Consider the following 25,303-nt stretch of genomic DNA (forward strand, 5'->3'; position numbering starts at 1 on the left):
GGCTCGGGCACGGCCGGGGTCATGGCCGGGGCGCGGCCCAGGGGGCGCACCGGGCGGATGGGCGGCGCGTGACTACGCTCCGCATTGGGGGTCGTGCTCCGGGTAGCGGATCGGCCAATCCGGTCATACGCTCCAAAATGTGACGCGGCTTTCGTGGGGGTACGGGCCGAGGGCGCCTGGCTGGGCCATGGTCGGCGCCCTCCTCGCGCTCTGCGCCCTGCTGCTGCCCGCCGCACCCGCCTCCCGCGCCGACGCCCCCCTCGACCTCGACGCCCCCGGCCACATCACCGACACCGTCGGCGCCCTCGGCCACCGGCGCGGCCAGGTCGAGGCCGCCCTCGAAACCCTCCACGCCACCCAGCACGTCCAGCTCTACGTCACCTACGTCCACGACTTCTCCGGCCGCGCCGCCCAGGCCTGGGCCGACGCCACCGCCGACCGCAACGGCTTCGGCCCCCACGACGTGCTCCTCGCCATCGCCACCCACGGCGGCCAGTACGCCGTCTCCGCCGACAAGGACTCCGGCTTCCGCCCCGACCAGCTCAAACGCGTCGCCGCCACCGCCGTCGAACCCGCCCTGAAGGAGCACGACTGGGCCGGCGCCGCCGTCGGCGCCGCCGACGGCTACCGCGCCGTCCTGCGCGGCCAACCCGTCCGTACCCCCATCCTGCGCCCCGGCAGCAAGGACCCCGGCAGCGACGGACTCCTGCCCGGCCAACGCTCCGTCTGGCTGCCCATCGCCGTCGGCGCCGCCCTCGTCCTGACCGGCCTCCACCTGTGCTCCCGCCGCTCCCGCCGCACCCGCCTCGCCCGGCTGCGCCGCGCCGCCGTCCGCGAAGGCGGCCTGTGCCCCGACGGGGCCCCCGCCGACCTCGCCGCGACCGTCACCGTCGCCACCGGCACCGAACCCGGCCTCGCCCGCATGGCACAACCCCTGACCCCCCTGCCCGAACTCGACGCCGAAGCCGCCCACACCCTCGTCGCCACCGACGACGCCGTGCACACCAGCGCCGAGGAACTCCTCTTCGCCACCGCCCAGCTCGGCCGCACCGCCACCCGGCCCTTCACCGAAGCCGTCGCCTACGCCCGCGCCGAGCTCGCCGCCGCCTTCCGGCTCCGCCACGAACTCGACCGCACACCCCCCACCGACGAGGACGCCCGCCGCCACCGCCTCGACGAGATCTGCTCCCGCTGCACCAGCGCCAACCGGCGCCTCGACGCCGAGTCCGCCGCCTTCGACCGGCTGCGCGACCTGCGCACCAACGCCGCCGCCGTCCTCGACCTCGCCGAAACCGCCGCCCGCTCCCTCGCCCTGCGCCTGGATGCCGCCGAAGCCGCCCTCACCGCCCTCGCCCGCTGCCGCACCGCCCCCACCGCCCTCACCCCCGTGGCCCCCCACCCCGAGCAGGCCCGCGACCGGCTCGCCTTCGCCGACACCGCCCTCGCCGAGGCCCGCACCGCCCTCCTCGTCCACGACACCGACCACGCCGCCCTCTCCCTGCGCGCCGCCGAAGCCGCCCTCCATCAGGCCCGCACCCTCACCACCGCCGTCATACGCCACACCCACGAACTGACCGCCGCACCCGGACGCCTCCGCGACGCCCTCACCGAAGCCGCCGCCTGCCCGCAGGCCGCGGCCGCCGTCGAGGAGGCCCGGCGGGCCATGGCCAAGGAACCCTCCTGCGACCCGCGCGAAGTCCTGCGCCTGCTCGACGGCGCCGCCGCCCTGCCCGGCGGACCGGCCCGCGCCCTGCTCGCGGCCCGCGCCGAGGTCGCCGCCGCGGGCGACCACCTCGCCACCCACCGGGGCGCGGTCGGCGTGCGCGCCCGCACCCGGCTCGCCGAGGCCCGGCGCCTCCTGCCGCTGCCCGGCGCGGCGGCGCGCGCCGAGGCGCTGGCCCGCCAGGCGCGGGCGCTGGCCGAGGACGACGTGCTGGTGTACGACGCGTCCTACGAGCCGCCGACGACGCAACGGGCCCGGGCCCTGGCCGGCGCCCTCCGCGGCGGCATCGTCCTGCCGAGCCTGCTGCCGCCCACGTTCGGCGGCACGGCCACCCGGGGGCGCCTCGGCGCCCCGTAGGGGCGCGGGGAACTGCGCGACAAGCCACGACGTGGCCGCAGACGAAGCGCCGTGCTACGGCTGCAGGCCGCCGGTGGCCGATCGCGCCCGCGCGGCGGCAGCCGCAGATCGACACTGTCCCGCGCCCCTTACGGGGCCCGGTCCGGGGTCTGGGGCGGAGCCCCGGCTTCCGGGGGAGGAAACCGCAGGTCACAGCGGGTAGAGGTGATCCCGGGGCGCCGTACGCGGCAGCGCCCCGTACCATGGGGTGAGGCCGTGGCGTGTCGCCCGGCAGGGCCGCGTGCAGACTCCGTGCGCGAGCCGTCACCTACCCGGGAGAAGCGCCCCACGTATGCCCACGCGCCACGACATCCGTAATGTCGCCATCGTCGCCCACGTCGACCACGGCAAGACGACCATCGTCGACGCCATGCTCAAGCAGGCCGGTGCCTTCGCCGCCCACCAGCTCGACTCCGTCGACGACCGGGTCATGGACTCGAACGACCTGGAGCGTGAGAAGGGCATCACGATCCTCGCCAAGAACACGGCGGTGAAGTATCACCCCAAGGACGGCGGGGACCCGATCACGATCAACATCATCGACACCCCGGGCCACGCCGACTTCGGTGGCGAGGTCGAGCGCGGTCTGTCGATGGTGGACGGTGTCGTGCTGCTCGTGGACGCCTCCGAGGGTCCGCTGCCGCAGACCCGCTTCGTGCTCCGCAAGGCCCTGCAGGCCCGGATGCCGGTCATCCTGTGCATCAACAAGACCGACCGCCCGGACTCGCGCATCGACGAGGTCGTCAACGAGACCTACGACCTCTTCCTGGACCTGGACGCCGACGAGGACCAGATCGAGTTCCCGATCGTCTACGCCTGCGGCCGTGACGGCATCGCCTCGCTGACCAAGCCGGAGGACGGCACGGTCCCGGCGGACTCCACCAACCTGGAGCCGTTCTTCTCCACGATCCTGGAGCACATCCCGGCTCCGACGTACGAGGAGGACGCGCCGCTGCAGGCGCACGTCACCAACCTCGACGCCGACAACTTCCTCGGCCGTATCGCGCTGCTGCGCGTCGAGCAGGGCGAGCTGCGCAAGGGCCAGACCGTGGCCTGGATCAAGCGCGACGGCTCGATCTCGAACGTCCGCATCTCCGAGCTGATGATGACCGAGGCGCTCACCCGCAAGCCGGCCGAGAAGGCGGGCCCGGGCGACATCTGCGCCGTCGCGGGCATCCCGGACATCATGATCGGTGAGACGCTGGCCGACCCGGAGAACCCGGTCGCGCTGCCGCTGATCACGGTCGACGAGCCGGCGATCTCCATGACCATCGGTACGAACACCTCGCCGCTGGTCGGCCGTGGTGGCACGGGCAAGGGCGCGGACGCCAAGTCCGCCGTCAAGGACCGCAAGGTCACCGCCCGCCAGGTCAAGGACCGTCTGGACCGCGAGCTGATCGGTAACGTCTCGCTGCGCGTGCTGGACACCGAGCGCCCCGACGCCTGGGAGGTGCAGGGCCGCGGTGAGCTGGCGCTGGCCATCCTGGTCGAGCAGATGCGCCGCGAGGGCTTCGAGATGACCATCGGCAAGCCGCAGGTCGTCACCAAGGAGGTCGACGGCAAGGTCTACGAGCCGGTCGAGCGCATGACGATCGACGTGCCCGAGGAGCACATGGGTGCCGTCACCCAGCTGATGGGCGTCCGCAAGGGCCGGATGGACAACATGTCCAACCACGGCTCCGGCTGGGTGCGCATGGAGTTCGTCGTCCCGTCCCGTGGCCTGATCGGCTTCCGTACGGAGTTCCTGACGAACACCCGCGGTACGGGCATCGCCCACTCGATCCACGAGGGCCACGAGCCGTGGTTCGGCACCCTGCAGACCCGTAACAACGGCTCCCTGGTCGCCGACCGCGCCGGTGCGGTCACCGCGTTCGCGATGACCAACCTGCAGGAGCGCGGCGTGCTCTTCGTCGACCCGGGCACCGAGGTGTACGAGGGCATGATCGTCGGCGAGAACTCGCGTTCCGACGACATGGACGTCAACATCACCAAGGAGAAGAAGCTCACCAACATGCGCTCCTCCTCCGCCGACTCCTTCGAGGCGATCGTCCCGCCGCGCAAGCTGTCGCTGGAGCAGTCGCTGGAGTTCTGCCGCGACGACGAGTGCGTCGAGGTGACCCCGGAGGCGGTGCGCATCCGCAAGGTCGTCCTGGACCAGAAGGAGCGCGGCCGCACCGCGTCGCGCGCCAAGCACGGCTGAGGCAGCCCCTCTTTTCGTGCGACGGCCCGGCACCCCGCTTTGCGCGGGGTGCCGGGCCGTCGGCGTGTCCGGAAGCCGGACGGGGGCTGTCCGGAAGCGGCCGGGAGGCGGCCGGAAGTCGGGCAACTCGCTCCGCTTGCCGCGTTAACAGTCCGTTTCGTAGGTGTCTGTCTGTGCTGGCTTTGTCCGGATTTCGAACAGGTCGCGATGATCGATGTGACCAAAGCGAGACCCAGTAAGAGTGGTTTAAAGGGCGGCTGTACTTAATAGTTGGGTTCACTGAGCTCGGGTCAATGGGTCACGCGCTGTGGGGAGCGCCGACTCACGAGCACACTGAGGTGCCGGTTCCGTCGTGCTGTCAGGGGTGTCAGCAGGGACCGGCGCCTCACTCGTAAAGAAAAGTGGACTCTTGAGGAGGCATACCCATGCGCGGTGCCAGGAGCGCCAAGTGGGTCGCGACCGCCATAGTGGTGGCGCTGGCTGCAACGGCTTGCGGCGGTGACAAGGACAGCGCCAGCGATGTGAACGCCGGCAAGCCGGACCCGAACGGCACGATCACCGTTCACACCAGTGAGCCGCAGAACGCGCTGCAGCCGGCGAACGCCAAGGAGACGCAGGGCCACCGGGTCCTCAAGACCCTGTTCTCGGGCCTGGTGACGTACGAGCCGGGCACCGGCAAGATCGTCCCCGTCAACGCCGAGTCGGTCACCTCCACCGACGCCCAGCACTGGACGGTCAAGCTCAAGCCGGGCTGGAAGTTCCACAACGGCGAGACCGTCACCGCGCAGTCCTACGTGGACTCCTGGAACTGGTCGGCCAACACCAAGAACAACCAGATCAACTCGAACTGGTTCAGCGACATCGAGGGCTTCGACGACGTCCACCCGGACAAGGGCGACCCGAAGTCGGACACGATGTCCGGTCTGAAGGTGGTGAACGACAACGAGTTCACCATCTCCCTGAAGAACAAGGTCCCGTACTTCAACTACAAGCTGGGCTACATCGTGTGGGCCCCGCTGCCGAAGGCGTTCTTCAAGGACCCCAAGGGCTTCGGTGAGCACCCGGTCGGCAACGGCCCGTACCAGTTCGTCTCCTGGAACCACAACGACAAGATCGTCGTGAAGCGGTTCGACGGCTACTCCGGTCCGGACAAGGCCAAGAACGGCGGCATCACCTTCAAGAACTACACCACCGCCGACGCCGCCTACAACGACCTGCGCTCGGACAACCTCGACTGGGTCGAGCAGATCCCCGACACGTCGCTGACCAGCTACAAGCAGGACCTCGGCGACCGCGCTGCCACCGTCGAGTTCTCCGCGGTCCAGACGATTGCGATCGCGTACTACTCCGACCAGTGGAAGAACGTCGACAACAAGGTCATCCAGGGCCTGTCGATGGCGATCGACCGCGACACCATCACCAAGACCACCCTCCACGGCACCCGTGTCCCGGCCAACAGCTGGGTCGCCAAGGGCGTGCTCGGCTACCAGGCCAACTCCTGCGGCGACGCCTGCACCTTCAACCCGGAGAAGGCCAAGCAGCTCATCAAGGAGGGCGGCGGCGTCCCGGGCAACAAGATCTTCATCCAGTACAACGCCGACCTGAACCACAAGCCGTGGGTCGACGCGGTCTGCAACAGCATCCGCACCAACACCGGCGTCGACTGCGTCGGCGACTCCAAGCCGAACTTCAAGGCGGACCTCGACACCCGCGAGAAGAAGCAGGTCAAGTCGCTCTACCGGTCCGGCTGGAACCTCGACTACCCCGTCAACTCCAACTTCCTGCGTGACCTGTTCGGCTCCAAGGCCGACGGCAACCAGGGCGGTTACGAGAACAAGGAGTTCGACGACATGGTCGCCAAGGCCGACAACGTCAACTCCCTCGACGAGTCGGTGAAGCTGTACCAGGACGCCGAGAAGGTCCTGCAGAAGAAGATGCCTTCCATCCCGCTGTGGTACTACGCGATCAACTCCGGTCAGTCCACCAAGATCTACGGGAAGATCAAGTACGGTCAGGACGGCGAGCCGCTGCTGAGCGAGATCCAGGTCAAGCAGAAGTAGCTCCCCCCGGACACCAACCGTAAAGCCGGTGCCGCCGCATTCGTCGGCGGCACCGGCGCACCCGCCGACGCCGGGCGGCACGCGCTGAAAGCCGGTCAATCCCCCCACAACCACAGGGGCATCGGCCGCCCGGCGTCGCGGGCTGCGACTGACATGGAGGCATGATGGGGCGCTACGTCGCGCGGCGACTGCTCCAGATGATCCCGGTGTTCATCGGGACCACGCTATTGATTTTCCTCATGGTGCACTGGCTCCCCGGCGACCCGATCGCGGCGCTGTGGGGCGACAAGGTGCCCGACCCCGCCCAGGTCGCGCAGCTTCGCCATGACTTCGGGCTCGACAAGCCCCTGTGGCAGCAATACCTCGATTACATGGGCAAGCTGTTCCAGGGTGACTTCGGCAAGACGTTCGGCGGTCGCGAGGTCTCCGACGTGATGGGCGAGGCGTTCCCCGTCACCATCCGGCTGGCGATCGTCGCGTTCGTCATCGAGGTCGTCCTCGGCATCACCCTCGGCGTCCTCGCCGGCCTGAAGGCCGGCCGCGCCCTGGACACCGCCGTCCTGATCTTCACCCTGCTGGTGATCTCGGTGCCGGTCTTCGTCCTCGGCTACATCTTCCAGACGGTCTTCGGCGTCGAACTGGGCTGGGTGACGCCCAACGTCAAGGACTCCGAGGACATCACCCAGCTGATCCTGCCGGGCGCCGTGCTCGGCTCGCTCTCGCTGGCGTACGTCGCGCGCCTGACGCGCACCACCATCAGCGAGAACCTGCGCTCCGACTACATGCGCACCGCGCTCGCCAAGGGCCTGCCGCGGCGCCGCATCGTCGGCGTGCACCTGCTGCGCAACTCGCTCATCCCGGTCGTCACCTTCCTCGGCACCGACATCGGCGCCCTGATGGGCGGCGCCATCGTGACCGAGGGCATCTTCAACGTGCAGGGCGTCGGCATGCAGCTCTACCGGGCTGTCAACCAGGGCGAGGGCGTCACCACCGTCGGCATCGTGACCGTACTGGTCCTCGTCTTCCTGCTCACCAGCCTGATCGTCGACCTGCTCTACGCGGTCCTGGACCCGAGGATCCGGTATGCCTGACGTGACCAAGACCCCTGACACCGACGCGGCTCCGACCGCGGCGGCGGCCGGCGAGGCGGCGGTCGTGGCGGCACCCGCCGCCGGCAAGCCGCGCAGCCTGTGGAGCGACGCCTGGCGCGACCTGCGGCGCAACCCGCTCTTCGTCATCTCGGCGCTGCTGATCGTCTTCCTGCTGGTCATGGCCGCCTTCCCGCAGCTGTTCACCAGCACCAACCCGCGCAACGGCGACCTGACGCACCACTTCCTGACCAAGCCCTCGTACGGCGACGTCTTCTCGGCCGACTGGTTCGGCTACGACAAGCAGGGCCGCAGCATCTACGCGCGTGTCGTCTACGGCGCCCGCGCCTCGATCACCGTCGGCGTGCTCGTCACCCTCGCCGTCACCCTCGTCGGCGGCCTGATCGGCATGCTGGCCGGCTACTACGGCGGCTGGATCGACTCGGTGCTCTCCCGCCTCACCGACATCTTCTTCGGCATCCCCTTCTTCCTGGGCTCGATGGTCATCCTGGTGAGCTTCACCGACCGGAAGGTGTGGGTCGTGGCGGCCGCCATGGCGTTCCTGGGCTGGACCCAGATCGCCCGCGTGATGCGCGGCTCGGTGATCACCACCAAACAGTCCGACTACGTGACGGCGGCGCGGGCGCTCGGCGCCGGCACCGGGCGCATCATGTTCCGGCACATCCTGCCGAACGCCATCGCGCCCGTCATCGTCGTCGCCACGATCGCGCTCGGCGGCTACATCGCGGCCGAGGCCACGCTGTCCTACCTCGGTCTCGGCCTCGCCGAGCCCATCATCTCGTGGGGCATCGACATCTCGGACGCCAAGGACTCCATCCGGGAAAACCCGCACGTGATGTTCTTCCCCGCCGGCATGCTCTGCATCACCGTTCTCGCGTTCATCATGCTCGGCGACGCGGTGCGCGACGCCCTCGACCCCAAGCTGCGCTGAGGGAGGCGTACGTGACCACCGTTACCGAGAAGACCGACGGCGCGCCACTGCTCGAAGTGCGCGACCTGCACGTCGAGTTCCACACCCGCGAGGGCGTGGCCAAGGCCGTCAACGGCGTCAACTACACCGTCGACTCCGGCGAGACGCTGGCCGTCCTCGGCGAGTCCGGCTCCGGCAAGTCCGTGACGGCCCAGGCCATCATGGGCATCCTCGACATGCCGCCCGGCCGCATCCCGCAGGGCCAGATCCTCTACCGCGGCCAGGACATGCTCACCATGTCCGCCGACGAGCGCCGCAAGATCCGCGGCCGGAAGATCGCCATGATCTTCCAGGACGCGCTGTCGTCGCTGAACCCCGTGCTCAGCGTCGGCTACCAGCTCGGCGAGATGTTCCGCGTCCACCAGGGCATGTCCAAGAAGGACGCCAAGGCCAAGGCCATCGAGCTGATGGACCGGGTGCGCATCCCCGCCGCCAAGCAGCGCGTGAGCGACTACCCGCACCAGTTCTCCGGTGGCATGCGGCAGCGCATCATGATCGCGATGGCGCTGGCGCTCGAGCCGGACCTGATCATCGCGGACGAGCCGACCACGGCGCTGGACGTGACGGTGCAGGCGCAGGTGATGGACCTGCTCGCGGAGCTGCAGCGCGAGTACAACATGGGTCTGATCCTCATCACCCACGACCTCGGCGTCGTCGCCGACGTCGCCGACAAGATCGCGGTGATGTACGCCGGCCGCATCGTCGAGAACGCCCCCGTCCACGAGCTCTACAAGCGCCCGGCCCACCCGTACACCCGCGGCCTGCTCGACTCCATCCCGCGGCTGGACCAGAAGGGCCAGGAGCTCTACGCGATCAAGGGCCTGCCGCCCAACCTGCTGCGCATCCCCACCGGCTGCGCGTTCAACCCCCGTTGCCCCAAGGCGCAGGACATCTGCACCACCGACGTCCCCGCGCTGCAGCCGGTGGCGGAGCAGGACGGCACCGCGATGCCCGGCCGTGGCAGCGCATGCCACTTCTGGAAGGAGACGATCCATGGCTGAGACCGGCAAGAAGGACGAGGCCGCGACGCCCAACGTCTCCGAGGTGCACGTCAGCGACGCCTCCACGACCCAGGAGGTCGAGGCCGTCCTCGACGCGCCCGTCGAGCGCGGCGAGCCGATCCTGCAGGTGCGCAACCTGGTCAAGCACTTCCCGCTGACCCAGGGAGTCCTCTTCAAGAAGCAGGTCGGCGCGGTCAAGGCCGTCGACGGCGTCTCCTTCGACCTCTACCAGGGCGAGACGCTCGGCATCGTGGGCGAGTCCGGCTGCGGCAAGTCCACCGTCGCCAAGCTGCTCATGACCCTGGAGACCGCCACCTCCGGCGAGGTCTTCTACAAGGGCCAGGACATCACCAAGCTGTCGGGGCGCGCGCTCAAGGCCGTGCGCCGCAACATCCAGATGGTGTTCCAGGACCCCTACACCTCGCTCAACCCGCGCATGACGGTCGGCGACATCATCGGCGAGCCCTTCGAGATCCACCCCGAGGCCGCCCCCAAGGGCGACCGCCGCAAGCGGGTCCAGGAGCTCCTCGACGTCGTCGGCCTCAACCCCGAGTACATCAACCGCTACCCGCACCAGTTCTCGGGCGGCCAGCGCCAGCGCATCGGCATCGCCCGCGGCCTCGCGCTGAACCCCGAGATCATCATCTGCGACGAGCCCGTCTCGGCGCTGGACGTCTCGGTGCAGGCCCAGGTCGTCAACCTGATGGAGCGACTGCAGGACGAGTTCAACCTCTCCTACGTCTTCATCGCCCACGACCTGTCCATCGTGCGGCACATCTCCGACCGCGTCGGCGTGATGTACCTGGGCAAGATGGCGGAGATCGGCACCGACGTGCAGATCTACGACCACCCCACCCACCCCTACACCCAGGCCCTCCTCTCGGCCGTCCCCGTCCCGGACCCCGAGGCCCGCGAGCGCCGCGAACGCATCATCCTCACCGGCGACGTCCCGTCCCCGGCCAACCCCCCGTCGGGCTGCCGCTTCCGCACCCGCTGCTGGAAGGCCCAGGACAAGTGCGCCGAGGAGATCCCCCTCCTGGCGGTCCCCGAGGTCTTCGCCGGCAAGACCACCCCGGCGGCCCACGAATCGGCCTGCCACTTCGCCGAGGAGAAGGACGTCGTCCACGCGGCGTAGGGCTGTCGCCGCTGCCGCCGTTCGGGCGCCCGGACCGCACATGTGCGGTCCGGGCGCCCGAACGGCGGCAGCGGCGACAGCCCTACGCCGCGTGGACGACGTCCTTCTCCTCGGCGAAGTGGCAGGCCGATTCGTGGGCCGCCGGGGTGGTCTTGCCGGCGAAGACCTCGGGGACCGCCAGGAGGGGGATCTCCTCGGCGCACTTGTCCTGGGCCTTCCAGCAGCGGGTGCGGAAGCGGCAGCCCGACGGGGGGTTGGCCGGGGACGGGACGTCGCCGGTGAGGATGATGCGTTCGCGGCGCTCGCGGGCCTCGGGGTCCGGGACGGGGACGGCCGAGAGGAGGGCCTGGGTGTAGGGGTGGGTGGGGTGGTCGTAGATCTGCACGTCGGTGCCGATCTCCGCCATCTTGCCCAGGTACATCACGCCGACGCGGTCGGAGATGTGCCGCACGATGGACAGGTCGTGGGCGATGAAGACGTAGGAGAGGTTGAACTCGTCCTGCAGTCGCTCCATCAGGTTGACGACCTGGGCCTGCACCGAGACGTCCAGCGCCGAGACGGGCTCGTCGCAGATGATGATCTCGGGGTTCAGCGCGAGGCCGCGGGCGATGCCGATGCGCTGGCGCTGGCCGCCCGAGAACTGGTGCGGGTAGCGGTTGATGTACTCGGGGTTGAGGCCGACGACGTCGAGGAGCTCCTGGACCCGCTTGCGGCGGTCGCCCTTGGGGGCGGCCTCGGGGTGGATCTCGAAGGGCTCGCCGATGATGTCGCCGACCGTCATGCGCGGGTTGAGCGAGGTGTAGGGGTCCTGGAACACCATCTGGATGTTGCGGCGCACGGCCTTGAGCGCGCGCCCCGACAGCTTGGTGATGTCCTGGCCCTTGTAGAAGACCTCGCCGGAGGTGGCGGTCTCCAGGGTCATGAGCAGCTTGGCGACGGTGGACTTGCCGCAGCCGGACTCGCCCACGATGCCGAGCGTCTCGCCCTGGTAGAGGTCGAAGGAGACGCCGTCGACGGCCTTGACCGCGCCGACCTGCTTCTTGAAGAGGACTCCCTGGGTCAGCGGGAAGTGCTTGACCAGGTTGCGCACCTGCAGGATCGGCTCGCCGCGCTCGACGGGCGCGTCGAGGACGGCCTCGACCTCCTGGGTCGTGGAGGCGTCGCTGACGTGCACCTCGGAGACGTTGGGCGTCGCGGCCTCGTCCTTCTTGCCGGTCTCAGCCATGGATCGTCTCCTTCCAGAAGTGGCATGCGCTGCCACGGCCGGGCATCGCGGTGCCGTCCTGCTCCGCCACCGGCTGCAGCGCGGGGACGTCGGTGGTGCAGATGTCCTGCGCCTTGGGGCAACGGGGGTTGAACGCGCAGCCGGTGGGGATGCGCAGCAGGTTGGGCGGCAGGCCCTTGATCGCGTAGAGCTCCTGGCCCTTCTGGTCCAGCCGCGGGATGGAGTCGAGCAGGCCGCGGGTGTACGGGTGGGCCGGGCGCTTGTAGAGCTCGTGGACGGGGGCGTTCTCGACGATGCGGCCGGCGTACATCACCGCGATCTTGTCGGCGACGTCGGCGACGACGCCGAGGTCGTGGGTGATGAGGATCAGACCCATGTTGTACTCGCGCTGCAGCTCCGCGAGCAGGTCCATCACCTGCGCCTGCACCGTCACGTCCAGCGCCGTGGTCGGCTCGTCCGCGATGATCAGGTCCGGCTCGAGCGCCAGCGCCATCGCGATCATGATGCGCTGCCGCATGCCACCGGAGAACTGGTGCGGGTAGTCGCTCACGCGCTGCTTGGCGGCGGGGATGCGCACCCGGTCCATCAGCTCGATGGCCTTGGCCTTGGCGTCCTTCTTGGACATGCCCTGGTGGACGCGGAACATCTCGCCGAGCTGGTAGCCGACGCTGAGCACGGGGTTCAGCGACGACAGCGCGTCCTGGAAGATCATGGCGATCTTCCGGCCGCGGATCTTGCGGCGCTCGTCGGCGGACATGGTGAGCATGTCCTGGCCGCGGTAGAGGATCTGGCCCTGCGGGATGCGGCCGGGCGGCATGTCGAGGATGCCCATGATGGCCTGGGCCGTCACGGACTTGCCGGAGCCGGACTCGCCGAGGACGGCCAGCGTCTCGCCGGAGTCGACGGTGTAGTTGACGCCGTTGACGGCCTTGGCCACGCCCTCGCGGGTGTGGAACTCGACGTGCAGGTCGCGCACTTCGAGCAGTGGCGCGCCGTCGGTCTTCTCGGTAACGGTGGTCACGTACGCCTCCCTCAGCGCAGCTTGGGGTCGAGGGCGTCGCGCACCGCGTCGCCGAGCATGATGAACGCGAGAACGGTGATGCAGAGCATGCCGGCGGGGAAGAACATCACGTGCGGGTTTTCCCGGATGGAGTCCTTGGCGTCCGAGATGTCGATGCCCCACGAGATGATGGGCTCGGCGAGGCCGAGACCGAGGTAGGACAGCGTGGCCTCGGCCGCGATGTAGCCGCCGAGCGCGATCGTGGCGACGACGATGACGGGCGCGATGGCGTTCGGCAGGATGTGCCGGAACATGATGCGCCCGGTGCCGGCGCCGAGCGCCCGCGCCGCCGTCACGTAGTCGGACTGTTTGGTGGTGATCACCGAGCCGCGCATCACGCGGGCGATCTGGGTCCAGCCCAGGAACGCCATGGCGGCCGCCACGACCCACACCTTCCGGTCGGTGAAGCTCACCAGGATGACCATCGAGCCCAGGAAGAAGGGGATGCCGAAGAAGATGTCGGTGAGGCGGGAGAGCACCGAGTCGATCCAGCCGCCGTAGTAGCCGGCCAGCATGCCGATCAGGCCGCCGACGAGGGTGACGGCGAGGGTGACGAGCACGCCGACGGTGATCGAGGCGCGGGCGCCGTAGACGACACGCGCGTAGATGCTGCGGCCCTGCTTGTCGTAGCCGAACCAGTCGGCCGAGAAGACGTCGCCGTACGAGGGCTTGGTCAGGAAGTGGTGCGTCAGGTCGCCGTTGCGCGGGTTGGTGCTGGTGAACAGCTGCGGGAAGGCGGCCATGACCAGCAGGAAGACGATCAGCAGCGCCGAGATGACGAAGAGCGGGTTGCGCCGCAGGTCGCGCCAGGCGTCGCTCCACAGGCTGCGCGGCTTGCCGGCGGCGGGTGCCGCCACGACCGCCGCCTCGCCGGCCGCCGCCGCGGTCGGAGCCGCGTCGGTGTCAGGGGTCTTGGTCACGTCAGGCATACCGGATCCTCGGGTCCAGGACCGCGTAGAGCAGGTCGACGATCAGGCTGGTGAGCAGGAAGACGAGGACCAGTACGGTCACGATGCCGACGGTGGTGACGCCCTCGCCCTGGTTGACAGCCCGGTAGAGCTGCATGCCGACGCCCTGCACGTTGAAGATGCCCTCGGTCACGATGGCGCCGCCCATCAGGGCGCCGATGTCGGTGCCGAGGAAGGTGACGACCGGGATGAGCGAGTTGCGCAGCAGGTGCACGCCGACGATGCGGCGCCGCGGCAGGCCCTTGGCGAGCGCGGTGCGCATGTAGTCGGAGCGCAGGTTCTCGCTGATGGTGGTGCGCGTCAGGCGCGCGACGTACGCCAGCGAGAGCGAGCCGAGCACGGCGCCCGGCAGGATCAGCTGGGTGATGTCCTCGGAGTCCTTGACGTTGGGCGTCACCCAGCCCAGTTCGACGCCGAAGACCGTCTGGAAGATGTAGCCGAGGACGAAGACCGGCACCGAGATCACCAGCAGGGTGAAGATCAGGACGGCGGTGTCCAGGGCGCGGCCGGCCTTCAGGCCGGCGAGGACGCCGAGGGTGATGCCGAGGACGACCTCGATGACGAACGCGACGATCGCCAGCCGGATGGTGACGGGGAACGCCTCGCCCATCACGTCGGAGACCTCGCGACCGCCGAACGTCTTGCCGAAGTCACCCTGGAACAGCTTGCCCATGTAATCGAGGTATTGCTGCCACAGGGGCTTGTCGAGCCCGAAGTCATGGCGAAGCTGCGCGACCTGGGCGGGGTCGGGCACCTTGTCGCCCCACAGCGCCGCGATCGGGTCGCCGGGGAGCCAGTGCACCATGAGGAAAATCAATAGCGTGGTCCCGATGAACACCGGGATCATCTGGAGCAGTCGCCGCGCGACGTAGCGCCCCATCATGCCTCCATGTCAGTCGCAGCCCGCGACGCCGGGCGGCCGATGCCCCTGTGGTTGTGGGGGGATTGACCGGCTTTCAGCGCGTGCCGCCCGGCGTCGGCGGGTGCGCCGGTGCCGCCGACGAATGCGGCGGCACCGGCTTTACGGTTGGTGTCCGGGGGGAGCTACTTCTGCTTGACCTGGATCTCGCTCAGCAGCGGCTCGCCGTCCTGACCGTACTTGATCTTCCCGTAGATCTTGGTGGACTGACCGGAGTTGATCGCGTAGTACCACAGCGGGATGGAAGGCATCTTCTTCTGCAGGACCTTCTCGGCGTCCTGGTACAGCTTCACCGACTCGTCGAGGGAGTTGACGTTGTCGGCCTTGGCGACCATGTCGTCGAACTCCTTGTTCTCGTAACCGCCCTGGTTGCCGTCGGCCTTGGAGCCGAACAGGTCACGCAGGAAGTTGGAGTTGACGGGGTAGTCGAGGTTCCAGCCGGACCGGTAGAGCGACTTGACCTGCTTCTTCTCGCGGGTGTCGAGGTCCGCCTTGAAGTTCGGCTTGGAGTCGCCGACGCAGTCGACGCCGGTGTTGGTGCGGATGCTGTTGCAGACCGCGTCGACCCACGGCTTGTGGTTCAGGTCGGCGTTGTACTGGATGAAGATCTTGTTGCCCGGGACGCCGCCGCCCTCCTTGATGAGCTGCTTGGCCTTCTCCGGGTTGAAGGTGCAGGCGTCGCCGCAGGAGTTGGCCTGGTAGCCGAGCACGCCCTTGGCGACCCAGCTGTTGGCCGGGACACGGGTGCCGTGGAGGGTGGTCTTGGTGATGGTGTCGCGGTCGATCGCCATCGACAGGCCCTGGATGACCTTGTTGTCGACGTTCTTCCACTGGTCGGAGTAGTACGCGATCGCAATCGTCTGGACCGCGGAGAACTCGACGGTGGCAGCGCGGTCGCCGAGGTCCTGCTTGTAGCTGGTCAGCGACGTGTCGGGGATCTGCTCGACCCAGTCGAGGTTGTCCGAGCGCAGGTCGTTGTAGGCGGCGTCGGCGGTGGTGTAGTTCTTGAAGGTGATGCCGCCGTTCTTGGCCTTGTCCGGACCGGAGTAGCCGTCGAACCGCTTCACGACGATCTTGTCGTTGTGGTTCCAGGAGACGAACTGGTACGGGCCGTTGCCGACCGGGTGCTCACCGAAGCCCTTGGGGTCCTTGAAGAACGCCTTCGGCAGCGGGGCCCACACGATGTAGCCCAGCTTGTAGTTGAAGTACGGGACCTTGTTCTTCAGGGAGATGGTGAACTCGTTGTCGTTCACCACCTTCAGACCGGACATCGTGTCCGACTTCGGGTCGCCCTTGTCCGGGTGGACGTCGTCGAAGCCCTCGATGTCGCTGAACCAGTTCGAGTTGATCTGGTTGTTCTTGGTGTTGGCCGACCAGTTCCAGGAGTCCACGTAGGACTGCGCGGTGACGGTCTCGCCGTTGTGGAACTTCCAGCCCGGCTTGAGCTTGACCGTCCAGTGCTGGGCGTCGGTGGAGGTGACCGACTCGGCGTTGACGGGGACGATCTTGCCGGTGCCCGGCTCGTACGTCACCAGGCCCGAGAACAGGGTCTTGAGGACCCGGTGGCCCTGCGTCTCCTTGGCGTTCGCCGGCTGCAGCGCGTTCTGCGGCTCACTGGTGTGAACGGTGATCGTGCCGTTCGGGTCCGGCTTGCCGGCGTTCACATCGCTGGCGCTGTCCTTGTCACCGCCGCAAGCCGTTGCAGCCAGCGCCACCACTATGGCGGTCGCGACCCACTTGGCGCTCCTGGCACCGCGCATGGGTATGCCTCCTCAAGAGTCCACTTTTCTTTACGAGTGAGGCGCCGGTCCCTGCTGACACCCCTGACAGCACGACGGAACCGGCACCTCAGTGTGCTCGTGAGTCGGCGCTCCCCACAGCGCGTGACCCATTGACCCGAGCTCAGTGAACCCAACTATTAAGTACAGCCGCCCTTTAAACCACTCTTACTGGGTCTCGCTTTGGTCACATCGATCATCGCGACCTGTTCGAAATCCGGACAAAGCCAGCACAGACAGACACCTACGAAACGGACTGTTAACGCGGCAAGCGGAGCGAGTTGCCCGACTTCCGGCCGCCTCCCGGCCGCTTCCGGACAGCCCCCGTCCGGCTTCCGGACACGCCGACGGCCCGGCACCCCGCGCAAAGCGGGGTGCCGGGCCGTCGCACGAAAAGAGGGGCTGCCTCAGCCGTGCTTGGCGCGCGACGCGGTGCGGCCGCGCTCCTTCTGGTCCAGGACGACCTTGCGGATGCGCACCGCCTCCGGGGTCACCTCGACGCACTCGTCGTCGCGGCAGAACTCCAGCGACTGCTCCAGCGACAGCTTGCGCGGCGGGACGATCGCCTCGAAGGAGTCGGCGGAGGAGGAGCGCATGTTGGTGAGCTTCTTCTCCTTGGTGATGTTGACGTCCATGTCGTCGGAACGCGAGTTCTCGCCGACGATCATGCCCTCGTACACCTCGGTGCCCGGGTCGACGAAGAGCACGCCGCGCTCCTGCAGGTTGGTCATCGCGAACGCGGTGACCGCACCGGCGCGGTCGGCGACCAGGGAGCCGTTGTTACGGGTCTGCAGGGTGCCGAACCACGGCTCGTGGCCCTCGTGGATCGAGTGGGCGATGCCCGTACCGCGGGTGTTCGTCAGGAACTCCGTACGGAAGCCGATCAGGCCACGGGACGGGACGACGAACTCCATGCGCACCCAGCCGGAGCCGTGGTTGGACATGTTGTCCATCCGGCCCTTGCGGACGCCCATCAGCTGGGTGACGGCACCCATGTGCTCCTCGGGCACGTCGATCGTCATGCGCTCGACCGGCTCGTAGACCTTGCCGTCGACCTCCTTGGTGACGACCTGCGGCTTGCCGATGGTCATCTCGAAGCCCTCGCGGCGCATCTGCTCGACCAGGATGGCCAGCGCCAGCTCACCGCGGCCCTGCACCTCCCAGGCGTCGGGGCGCTCGGTGTCCAGCACGCGCAGCGAGACGTTACCGATCAGCTCGCGGTCCAGACGGTCCTTGACCTGGCGGGCGGTGACCTTGCGGTCCTTGACGGCGGACTTGGCGTCCGCGCCCTTGCCCGTGCCACCACGGCCGACCAGCGGCGAGGTGTTCGTACCGATGGTCATGGAGATCGCCGGCTCGTCGACCGTGATCAGCGGCAGCGCGACCGGGTTCTCCGGGTCGGCCAGCGTCTCACCGATCATGATGTCCGGGATGCCCGCGACGGCGCAGATGTCGCCCGGGCCCGCCTTCTCGGCCGGCTTGCGGGTGAGCGCCTCGGTCATCATCAGCTCGGAGATGCGGACGTTCGAGATCGAGCCGTCGCGCTTGATCCAGGCCACGGTCTGGCCCTTGCGCAGCTCGCCCTGCTCGACGCGCAGCAGCGCGATACGGCCGAGGAAGTTGTCGGCGTCGAGGTTGGTGACGTGCGCCTGCAGCGGCGCGTCCTCCTCGTACGTCGGAGCCGGGATGTGCTCCAGGATCGTGGAGAAGAACGGCTCCAGGTTGGTGGAGTCCGCCGGGACCGTGCCGTCCTCCGGCTTGGTCAGCGAGGCGATGCCGTCACGGCCGCAGGCGTAGACGATCGGGAACTCGATCTGGTCCTCGTCGGCGTCCAGGTCCAGGAAGAGGTCGTAGGTCTCGTTGACGACCTCGTCGATGCGCGAGTCCGGGCGGTCGGTCTTGTTGATGCACAGGATGACCGGCATCCGGGCCTGCAGGGCCTTGCGGAGCACGAAGCGGGTCTGCGGCAGCGGACCCTCGGAGGCGTCCACGAGCAGCACGACACCGTCCACCATCGACAGACCGCGCTCGACCTCGCCACCGAAGTCGGCGTGGCCCGGGGTGTCGATGATGTTGATCGTGATCGGGTCCCCGCCGTCCTTGGGGTGATACTTCACCGCCGTGTTCTTGGCGAGGATCGTGATGCCCTTCTCACGCTCCAGGTCGTTCGAGTCCATGACCCGGTCGTCGACGGAGTCGAGCTGGTGGGCGGCGAAGGCACCGGCCTGCTTGAGCATGGCGTCGACGATGGTCGTCTTGCCGTGGTCGACGTGGGCGACGATGGCGACATTACGGATGTCGTGGCGCGTGGGCATACGTGGGGCGCTTCTCCCGGGTAGGTGACGGCTCGCGCACGGAGTCTGCACGCGGCCCTGCCGGGCGACACGCCACGGCCTCACCCCATGGTACGGGGCGCTGCCGCGTACGGCGCCCCGGGATCACCTCTACCCGCTGTGACCTGCGGTTTCCTCCCCCGGAAGCCGGGGCTCCGCCCCAGACCCCGGACCGGGCCCCGTAAGGGGCGCGGGACAGTGTCGATCTGCGGCTGCCGCCGCGCGGGCGCGATCGGCCACCGGCGGCCTGCAGCCGTAGCACGGCGCTTCGTCTGCGGCCACGTCGTGGCTTGTCGCGCAGTTCCCCGCGCCCCTACGGGGCGCCGAGGCGCCCCCGGGTGGCCGTGCCGCCGAACGTGGGCGGCAGCAGGCTCGGCAGGACGATGCCGCCGCGGAGGGCGCCGGCCAGGGCCCGGGCCCGTTGCGTCGTCGGCGGCTCGTAGGACGCGTCGTACACCAGCACGTCGTCCTCGGCCAGCGCCCGCGCCTGGCGGGCCAGCGCCTCGGCGCGCGCCGCCGCGCCGGGCAGCGGCAGGAGGCGCCGGGCCTCGGCGAGCCGGGTGCGGGCGCGCACGCCGACCGCGCCCCGGTGGGTGGCGAGGTGGTCGCCCGCGGCGGCGACCTCGGCGCGGGCCGCGAGCAGGGCGCGGGCCGGTCCGCCGGGCAGGGCGGCGGCGCCGTCGAGCAGGCGCAGGACTTCGCGCGGGTCGCAGGAGGGTTCCTTGGCCATGGCCCGCCGGGCCTCCTCGACGGCGGCCGCGGCCTGCGGGCAGGCGGCGGCTTCGGTGAGGGCGTCGCGGAGGCGTCCGGGTGCGGCGGTCAGTTCGTGGGTGTGGCGTATGACGGCGGTGGTGAGGGTGCGGGCCTGATGGAGGGCGGCTTCGGCGGCGCGCAGGGAGAGGGCGGCGTGGTCGGTGTCGTGGACGAGGAGGGCGGTGCGGGCCTCGGCGAGGGCGGTGTCGGCGAAGGCGAGCCGGTCGCGGGCCTGCTCGGGGTGGGGGGCCACGGGGGTGAGGGCGGTGGGGGCGGTGCGGCAGCGGGCGAGGGCGGTGAGGGCGGCTTCGGCGGCATCCAGGCGCAGGGCGAGGGAGCGGGCGGCGGTTTCGGCGAGGTCGAGGACGGCGGCGGCGTTGGTGCGCAGGTCGCGCAGCCGGTCGAAGGCGGCGGACTCGGCGTCGAGGCGCCGGTTGGCGCTGGTGCAGCGGGAGCAGATCTCGTCGAGGCGGTGGCGGCGGGCGTCCTCGTCGGTGGGGGGTGTGCGGTCGAGTTCGTGGCGGAGCCGGAAGGCGGCGGCGAGCTCGGCGCGGGCGTAGGCGACGGCTTCGGTGAAGGGCCGGGTGGCGGTGCGGCCGAGCTGGGCGGTGGCGAAGAGGAGTTCCTCGGCGCTGGTGTGCACGGCGTCGTCGGTGGCGACGAGGGTGTGGGCGGCTTCGGCGTCGAGTTCGGGCAGGGGGGTCAGGGGTTGTGCCATGCGGGCGAGGCCGGGTTCGGTGCCGGTGGCGACGGTGACGGTCGCGGCGAGGTCGGCGGGGGCCCCGTCGGGGCACAGGCCGCCTTCGCGGACGGCGGCGCGGCGCAGCCGGGCGAGGCGGGTGCGGCGGGAGCGGCGGGAGCACAGGTGGAGGCCGGTCAGGACGAGGGCGGCGCCGACGGCGATGGGCAGCCAGACGGAGCGTTGGCCGGGCAGGAGTCCGTCGCTGCCGGGGTCCTTGCTGCCGGGGCGCAGGATGGGGGTACGGACGGGTTGGCCGCGCAGGACGGCGCGGTAGCCGTCGGCGGCGCCGACGGCGGCGCCGGCCCAGTCGTGCTCCTTCAGGGCGGGTTCGACGGCGGTGGCGGCGACGCGTTTGAGCTGGTCGGGGCGGAAGCCGGAGTCCTTGTCGGCGGAGACGGCGTACTGGCCGCCGTGGGTGGCGATGGCGAGGAGCACGTCGTGGGGGCCGAAGCCGTTGCGGTCGGCGGTGGCGTCGGCCCAGGCCTGGGCGGCGCGGCCGGAGAAGTCGTGGACGTAGGTGACGTAGAGCTGGACGTGCTGGGTGGCGTGGAGGGTTTCGAGGGCGGCCTCGACCTGGCCGCGCCGGTGGCCGAGGGCGCCGACGGTGTCGGTGATGTGGCCGGGGGCGTCGAGGTCGAGGGGGGCGTCGGCGCGGGAGGCGGGTGCGGCGGGCAGCAGCAGGGCGCAGAGCGCGAGGAGGGCGCCGACCATGGCCCAGCCAGGCGCCCTCGGCCCGTACCCCCACGAAAGCCGCGTCACATTTTGGAGCGTATGACCGGATTGGCCGATCCGCTACCCGGAGCACGACCCCCAATGCGGAGCGTAGTCACGCGCCGCCCATCCGCCCGGTGCGCCCCCTGGGCCGCGCCCCGGCCATGACCCCGGCCGTGCCCGAGCCACCCCTCAGCCGCGCCTCCGGCGGATCTTGCTGCCGAGCCAGACCAGCGGGTCGTACGAGCGGTCGACGACCCGCTCCTTCAGCGGGATCAGCGCATTGTCGGTGATCTTGATGTGCTCGGGGCAGACCTCCGTGCAGCACTTGGTGATGTTGCAGTAGCCCAGGCCGTGGTCCTCGCGGGCGCCCTTCCTGCGGTCGACCCCGGCCTCGGCGGCGGCGTCCAGCGGGTGCATGTCCAGCTCGGCGACGCGCATGAGGAAGCGGGGCCCGGCGAAGGCGGTCTTGTTCTCCTCGTGGTCGCGCACCACGTGGCAGGTGTTCTGGCACAGGAAGCACTCGATGCACTTGCGGAACTCCTGGACGCGCCCGACGTCCTCCTGCTGCATCCGGTACTGCCCCGGGCCGAGCTCCGCCGGCGGCACGAAGGAGGGCACCTCGCGCGCCTTGGCGTAGTTGTACGACACGTCCGTGACCAGGTCGCGCACCACGGGGAAGGTCCGCATCGGGGTCACCGTGATCGTCTCGGCCTGGTCGAAGACCGACATCCGGGTCATGCACATCAGCCGCGGCCGGCCGTTGACCTCGGCGCTGCACGAACCGCACTTGCCCGCCTTGCAGTTCCAGCGCACGGCCAGGTCGGGCGCGGCGGTGGCCTGCAGGCGGTGGATGATGTCGAGGACGACCTCGCCCTCGTTGACCGCCACCTCGAAGTCGACGAGGCGGCCACCGTCCTTATCACCCCGCCACACCTTGAAGTGGGCCTGGTAACTCATGAGGTGAGCTCCTCGTCCGTCAGGTACTTGGTCAGTTCTTCCTTCTCGAACAGCGCCAGCAGGTCCTCGCGGATCGGGGCCGTCTCGACGCGGTCCAGGCGGATCAGGCCGAGGGCCGAGTCGGCCGCGGCCAGCCCGGCGGACTCGTCGGCGAGCCGGCACACGAGGTGGATGCGCCGCCAGCGCCGGTCCATGCCGGGGTGGTCGTCGCGGGTGTGGCCGCCGCGGCTCTCGGTGCGCTCCAGGGCCGCCCGGGCCACGCACTCGCTGACCAGCAGCATGTTGCGCAGGTCCAGGGCCAGGTGCCAGCCGGGGTTGAACTGCCGGTGGCCCTCCACCCCGGCCCGCCGGGCGCGGGTGCGCAGCCCGGCGAGGCGGTGCAGCGCCTCCTCCATCTCCCCGGCCCGCCGGATGATGCCGACCAGGTCGCCCATGGTCTGCTGCAGCTCCTGGTGCAGGGTGTACGGGTTCTCGGCCGGGGCCCCGGCCGCGCCGGCGCCGGCACCCTCCGCGCCGAAGGGGCGCAGCGCCTCGGCCGCGGCGAGCTCGACGTCGGCGTCGGCCACGGTGGGGGCGGCGCCGGTGGCGAAGCCGGCCGCGTACCGGGCCGCGTACAGTCCCGCGCGGCGCCCGAAGACCAGCAGGTCGGACAGGGAGTTGCCGCCCAGCCGGTTGGAGCCGTGCATGCCGCCGGCGACCTCCCCGGCGGCGAACAGGCCGGGCACGCCCTCGGCGGCGGCGGTGTCCGGGTCGACCGCCACGCCGCCCATGACGTAGTGGCAGGTGGGGCCGACCTCCATGGGCTCGGCGGTGATGTCGACGTCCGCCAGCTCCTTGAACTGGTGGTGCATCGAGGGCAGCTTGCGCTGGATGACCTCGGCCGGCATGCGGGTGGACACGTCCAGGAACACCCCGCCGTGCGGGGAGCCGCGACCCGCCTTGACCTCGGCGTTGATGGCGCGGGCGACCTCGTCGCGCGGCAGCAGCTCGGGCGGTCTGCGGTGGCGGTCGGGGTCGGTGTACCAGCCGTCGGCCTCGGCCTCGGTCTCGGCGTACTTCTCCCGGAAGACGTCCGGGATGTAGTCGAACATGAAGCGCTTGCCGTCGCTGTTGCGCAGCACCCCGCCGTCGCCCCGCACCGACTCGGTGACCAGGATGCCCTTGACGGACGGCGGCCAGACCATGCCCGTGGGGTGGAACTGCACGAACTCCATGTTGACCAGCCGGGCCCCGGCCAGCAGCGCCAGCGCGTGCCCGTCGCCGGTGTACTCCCAGGAGTTCGAGGTCACCTTGAAGGACTTGCCGATGCCGCCGGTGGCCAGCACCACGGCGGGGGCCTCGAAGACGAAGAAGCGCCCGGACTCGCGCTCGTAGCCGAAGACGCCGGCGACCCTGCCGCCGTCCTTGAGGATGCGGGTGACGGTGCACTCCTGGAAGACCTTCAGGCGCGCCTCGTAGTCGCCGTACTCCCGCTGGTCCTCCTGCTGCAGGGAGACGACCTTCTGCTGGAGCGTGCGGATCAGCTCCAGGCCGGTGCGGTCGCCGACGTGGGCGAGCCGCGGGTACTCGTGGCCGCCGAAGTTACGCTGGGAGATCAGCCCGTCGGGCGTGCGGTCGAACACCGCGCCCCACGTCTCCAGCTCCCAGACCCGGTCGGGGGCCTCCTGCGCGTGCAGCTCGGCCATCCGCCAGTTGTTGAGGAACTTGCCGCCGCGCATGGTGTCGCGGAAGTGCACCTGCCAGTTGTCGTTGCGGTTGACGTTGCCCATGGAGGCGGCGATGCCGCCCTCCGCCATCACCGTGTGCGCCTTGCCGAACAGCGACTTGCAGATGACCGCGCACCGCAGCCCCTGCTCGCGCGCCTCGATGGCCGCGCGCAGCCCGGCGCCGCCGGCCCCCACCACGACGACGTCCCAGGACTGCCGGTCCACCTGTGGCATCAGAACGTGACCCCTCTTTCGATGAAGAACTCCCGGTCGCGGCCGCGCGGCTAGAACAGGCGCGGGTCGGCGAAGGCGCCGCTGGAGACCAGGTAGACGTACAGGTCGGCCACCGCCACGCTCACCAGCGAGGCCCAGGCCAGCAGCATGTGGCGGGCGTTGAGCGCGCTGACCCAGCCCCACATGCGGTAGCGCACGGGGTGCTTGGAGAAGGTGCGCAGCCGGCCGCCCACGATGTGCCGGCAGGAGTGGCAGGAGAGGGTGTACGCCCAGATCAGGACGATGTTGGCGAGCAGGACCAGCGTCCCCAGGCCCATGTGTCCCCAGGCGCCGCGCTCGTCGCGGAAGGCGAGGACGGCGTCGAAGGTGAGCACTCCCGCGACCAGCACCGCGAAGTAGAAGAAGTAGCGGTGGACGTTCTGCAGGATCAGCGGGAAGCGGGTCTCGCCGCTGTAGCGGGCGTGCGGCTCGGGCACCGCGCAGGCCGGGGGCGAGGCCCAGAAGCCCCGGTAGTAGGCCTTGCGGTAGTAGTAGCAGGTCAGCCGGAAGCCCAGCGGGAAGATCAGGATCAGCAGGGCGGGCGAGAGCCGCCACCAGGATCCGACGAGCTGCCAGTCGGCTCCGCCGTTCATGTCCACGCAGTTCGCGGCCAGGCAGGGCGAGTAGAACGGGGAGACGTAGGGGGCGGCGTAGTAGTGGTCGCCCGCGAAGGCGCGCCAGGTGGAGTAGGCGACGAAGGCGAGCAGCCCGGCGGCGGTGGCGGCCGGCGTCAGCCACCAGCGGTCGCGGCGCAGGTGGCGGGCGGCGATGGCGGCCCGGGAGGCGTGGTGGACGCCGCGGGCCGCCGGAGCGGCGGCCGCGGCGGGTGCTTCGGGGTCGGTACCAGTGGCCAAGACGGGACTCCGGGGTGGAGTGGAGGTCGGGGACGGAAGGACGGTCGGGCAGGTCGGGCGGGACGGTCAGGGGGCGCGCCGGTCCCGGCAGCCGAGCCCCTCCTCGTCGGCGTCCTTCCACAGCGAGGCGTCGTACGGGGTGTCGGGGATCGTCACCAGTTGGACGGGCTGGTGCGCCTCCGCGGCGGCGGGGGTGCCCGCGCGCAGCAGCGCGAGGTCCTCGCGCAGGTGACCGGCGTCGAGGCGCAGGCGGCGCATCTCCAGGCCCTTGCCCAGATGCTGCTCCAGCCGGCCGATCGCACGGTCCAGGTCTTCGAGCGAACGCTCGATGACGGTCAACTCATCTTTGACGGACATGGTTTGGCCTTCCGCTTCGATGATTGCGGGTGCCGCCGGTCATGCGACAGGAAGTGTCGCGCGTCACACC

At 69.9% G+C, this 25,303-nt stretch carries 18 protein-coding genes; 7 read left to right on the forward strand and 11 right to left on the reverse strand.

Annotation, left to right across the window (positions count from 1 at the left end; all coding sequences use genetic code 11):
- Positions 1-139: 139 nt before the first annotated feature.
- The 7 genes from ABD361_RS19500 (at position 140) to ABD361_RS19530 (ending at position 10,594) form a co-directional block, all read left to right on the forward strand.
- The gene (locus tag ABD361_RS19500) at positions 140-2,080 is read left to right on the forward strand and encodes a TPM domain-containing protein (RefSeq protein WP_344436719.1); all 1,941 of its coding nucleotides are present in this window, start codon (positions 140-142) and stop codon (positions 2,078-2,080) included.
- A 331-nt stretch (positions 2,081-2,411) separates the two neighbouring features.
- Positions 2,412-4,319 (forward strand): translational GTPase TypA, encoded by a 1,908-nt coding sequence (gene typA, locus ABD361_RS19505; RefSeq protein WP_344436721.1) that lies wholly within the window; start codon positions 2,412-2,414, stop codon positions 4,317-4,319.
- Between the two features lie 425 nt (positions 4,320-4,744).
- Positions 4,745-6,379 carry a peptide ABC transporter substrate-binding protein gene (locus tag ABD361_RS19510; protein ID WP_344436722.1) on the forward strand — a complete coding sequence of 545 codons (1,635 nt, stop codon included), beginning with the start codon at positions 4,745-4,747 and terminating at the stop codon, positions 6,377-6,379.
- Between the two features lie 164 nt (positions 6,380-6,543).
- Positions 6,544-7,470: an ABC transporter permease gene (locus ABD361_RS19515; protein ID WP_344436739.1), complete on the forward strand. Its 927-nt coding sequence runs from the start codon at positions 6,544-6,546 to the stop codon at positions 7,468-7,470.
- The gene (locus ABD361_RS19520; protein WP_344436724.1) at positions 7,463-8,419 is read left to right on the forward strand and encodes an ABC transporter permease; all 957 of its coding nucleotides are present in this window, start codon (positions 7,463-7,465) and stop codon (positions 8,417-8,419) included. The genes ABD361_RS19515 and ABD361_RS19520 overlap by 8 nt, the downstream gene beginning before the upstream one ends.
- 11 nt (positions 8,420-8,430) lie before the next feature.
- Entirely contained in the window at positions 8,431-9,459 is a 1,029-nt protein-coding gene (locus ABD361_RS19525) for an ABC transporter ATP-binding protein (protein WP_344436725.1), read from the forward strand.
- Positions 9,452-10,594 carry an ABC transporter ATP-binding protein gene (locus ABD361_RS19530; protein WP_344436726.1) on the forward strand — a complete coding sequence of 381 codons (1,143 nt, stop codon included), beginning with the start codon at positions 9,452-9,454 and terminating at the stop codon, positions 10,592-10,594. The genes ABD361_RS19525 and ABD361_RS19530 overlap by 8 nt, the downstream gene beginning before the upstream one ends.
- A gap of 82 nt (positions 10,595-10,676) precedes the next feature.
- On the opposite strand, the gene ABD361_RS19535 is transcribed toward ABD361_RS19530, so the two are convergent.
- The 11 genes from ABD361_RS19535 to ABD361_RS19585 form a co-directional block, all read right to left on the reverse strand.
- Entirely contained in the window at positions 10,677-11,819 is a 1,143-nt protein-coding gene (locus ABD361_RS19535) for an ABC transporter ATP-binding protein (RefSeq protein ID WP_344436726.1), read from the reverse strand.
- The gene (locus ABD361_RS19540; protein WP_344436725.1) at positions 11,812-12,840 is read right to left on the reverse strand and encodes an ABC transporter ATP-binding protein; all 1,029 of its coding nucleotides are present in this window, start codon (positions 12,838-12,840) and stop codon (positions 11,812-11,814) included. The genes ABD361_RS19535 and ABD361_RS19540 overlap by 8 nt, the downstream gene beginning before the upstream one ends.
- A gap of 11 nt (positions 12,841-12,851) precedes the next feature.
- Positions 12,852-13,808, reverse strand: a complete 957-nt coding sequence (locus tag ABD361_RS19545) for an ABC transporter permease (RefSeq protein WP_344436724.1) — start codon at positions 13,806-13,808, stop codon at positions 12,852-12,854.
- Complete coding sequence (locus tag ABD361_RS19550; RefSeq protein WP_344436739.1) at positions 13,801-14,727, reverse strand: ABC transporter permease; 927 nt, start codon at positions 14,725-14,727, stop codon at positions 13,801-13,803. The genes ABD361_RS19545 and ABD361_RS19550 overlap by 8 nt, the downstream gene beginning before the upstream one ends.
- A 164-nt stretch (positions 14,728-14,891) precedes the next feature.
- Positions 14,892-16,526 (reverse strand): peptide ABC transporter substrate-binding protein, encoded by a 1,635-nt coding sequence (locus ABD361_RS19555; protein WP_344436722.1) that lies wholly within the window; start codon positions 16,524-16,526, stop codon positions 14,892-14,894.
- 425 nt (positions 16,527-16,951) lie between these two features.
- Positions 16,952-18,859, reverse strand: a complete 1,908-nt coding sequence (gene typA, locus ABD361_RS19560) for a translational GTPase TypA (RefSeq protein WP_344436721.1) — start codon at positions 18,857-18,859, stop codon at positions 16,952-16,954.
- A 331-nt stretch (positions 18,860-19,190) separates the two neighbouring features.
- Positions 19,191-21,131 (reverse strand): TPM domain-containing protein, encoded by a 1,941-nt coding sequence (locus ABD361_RS19565; protein ID WP_344436719.1) that lies wholly within the window; start codon positions 21,129-21,131, stop codon positions 19,191-19,193.
- Between the two features lie 144 nt (positions 21,132-21,275).
- Complete coding sequence (locus ABD361_RS19570; protein ID WP_344436717.1) at positions 21,276-22,043, reverse strand: succinate dehydrogenase/fumarate reductase iron-sulfur subunit; 768 nt, start codon at positions 22,041-22,043, stop codon at positions 21,276-21,278.
- Positions 22,040-23,983, reverse strand: a complete 1,944-nt coding sequence (locus tag ABD361_RS19575) for a fumarate reductase/succinate dehydrogenase flavoprotein subunit (protein ID WP_344436716.1) — start codon at positions 23,981-23,983, stop codon at positions 22,040-22,042. Before ABD361_RS19575 ends, ABD361_RS19570 begins: the two co-directional genes overlap by 4 nt.
- Positions 23,984-24,033: 50 nt before the next feature.
- Entirely contained in the window at positions 24,034-24,876 is an 843-nt protein-coding gene (locus ABD361_RS19580; protein WP_344436715.1) for a hypothetical protein, read from the reverse strand.
- Between the two features lie 66 nt (positions 24,877-24,942).
- Complete coding sequence (locus tag ABD361_RS19585; protein ID WP_344436713.1) at positions 24,943-25,233, reverse strand: hypothetical protein; 291 nt, start codon at positions 25,231-25,233, stop codon at positions 24,943-24,945.
- Positions 25,234-25,303: the final 70 nt, after the last annotated feature.

It is taken from the genome of Streptomyces luteosporeus (assembly GCF_039532865.1).
Taxonomy (GTDB): Bacteria; Actinomycetota; Actinomycetes; order Streptomycetales; family Streptomycetaceae; genus Streptomyces; species Streptomyces luteosporeus.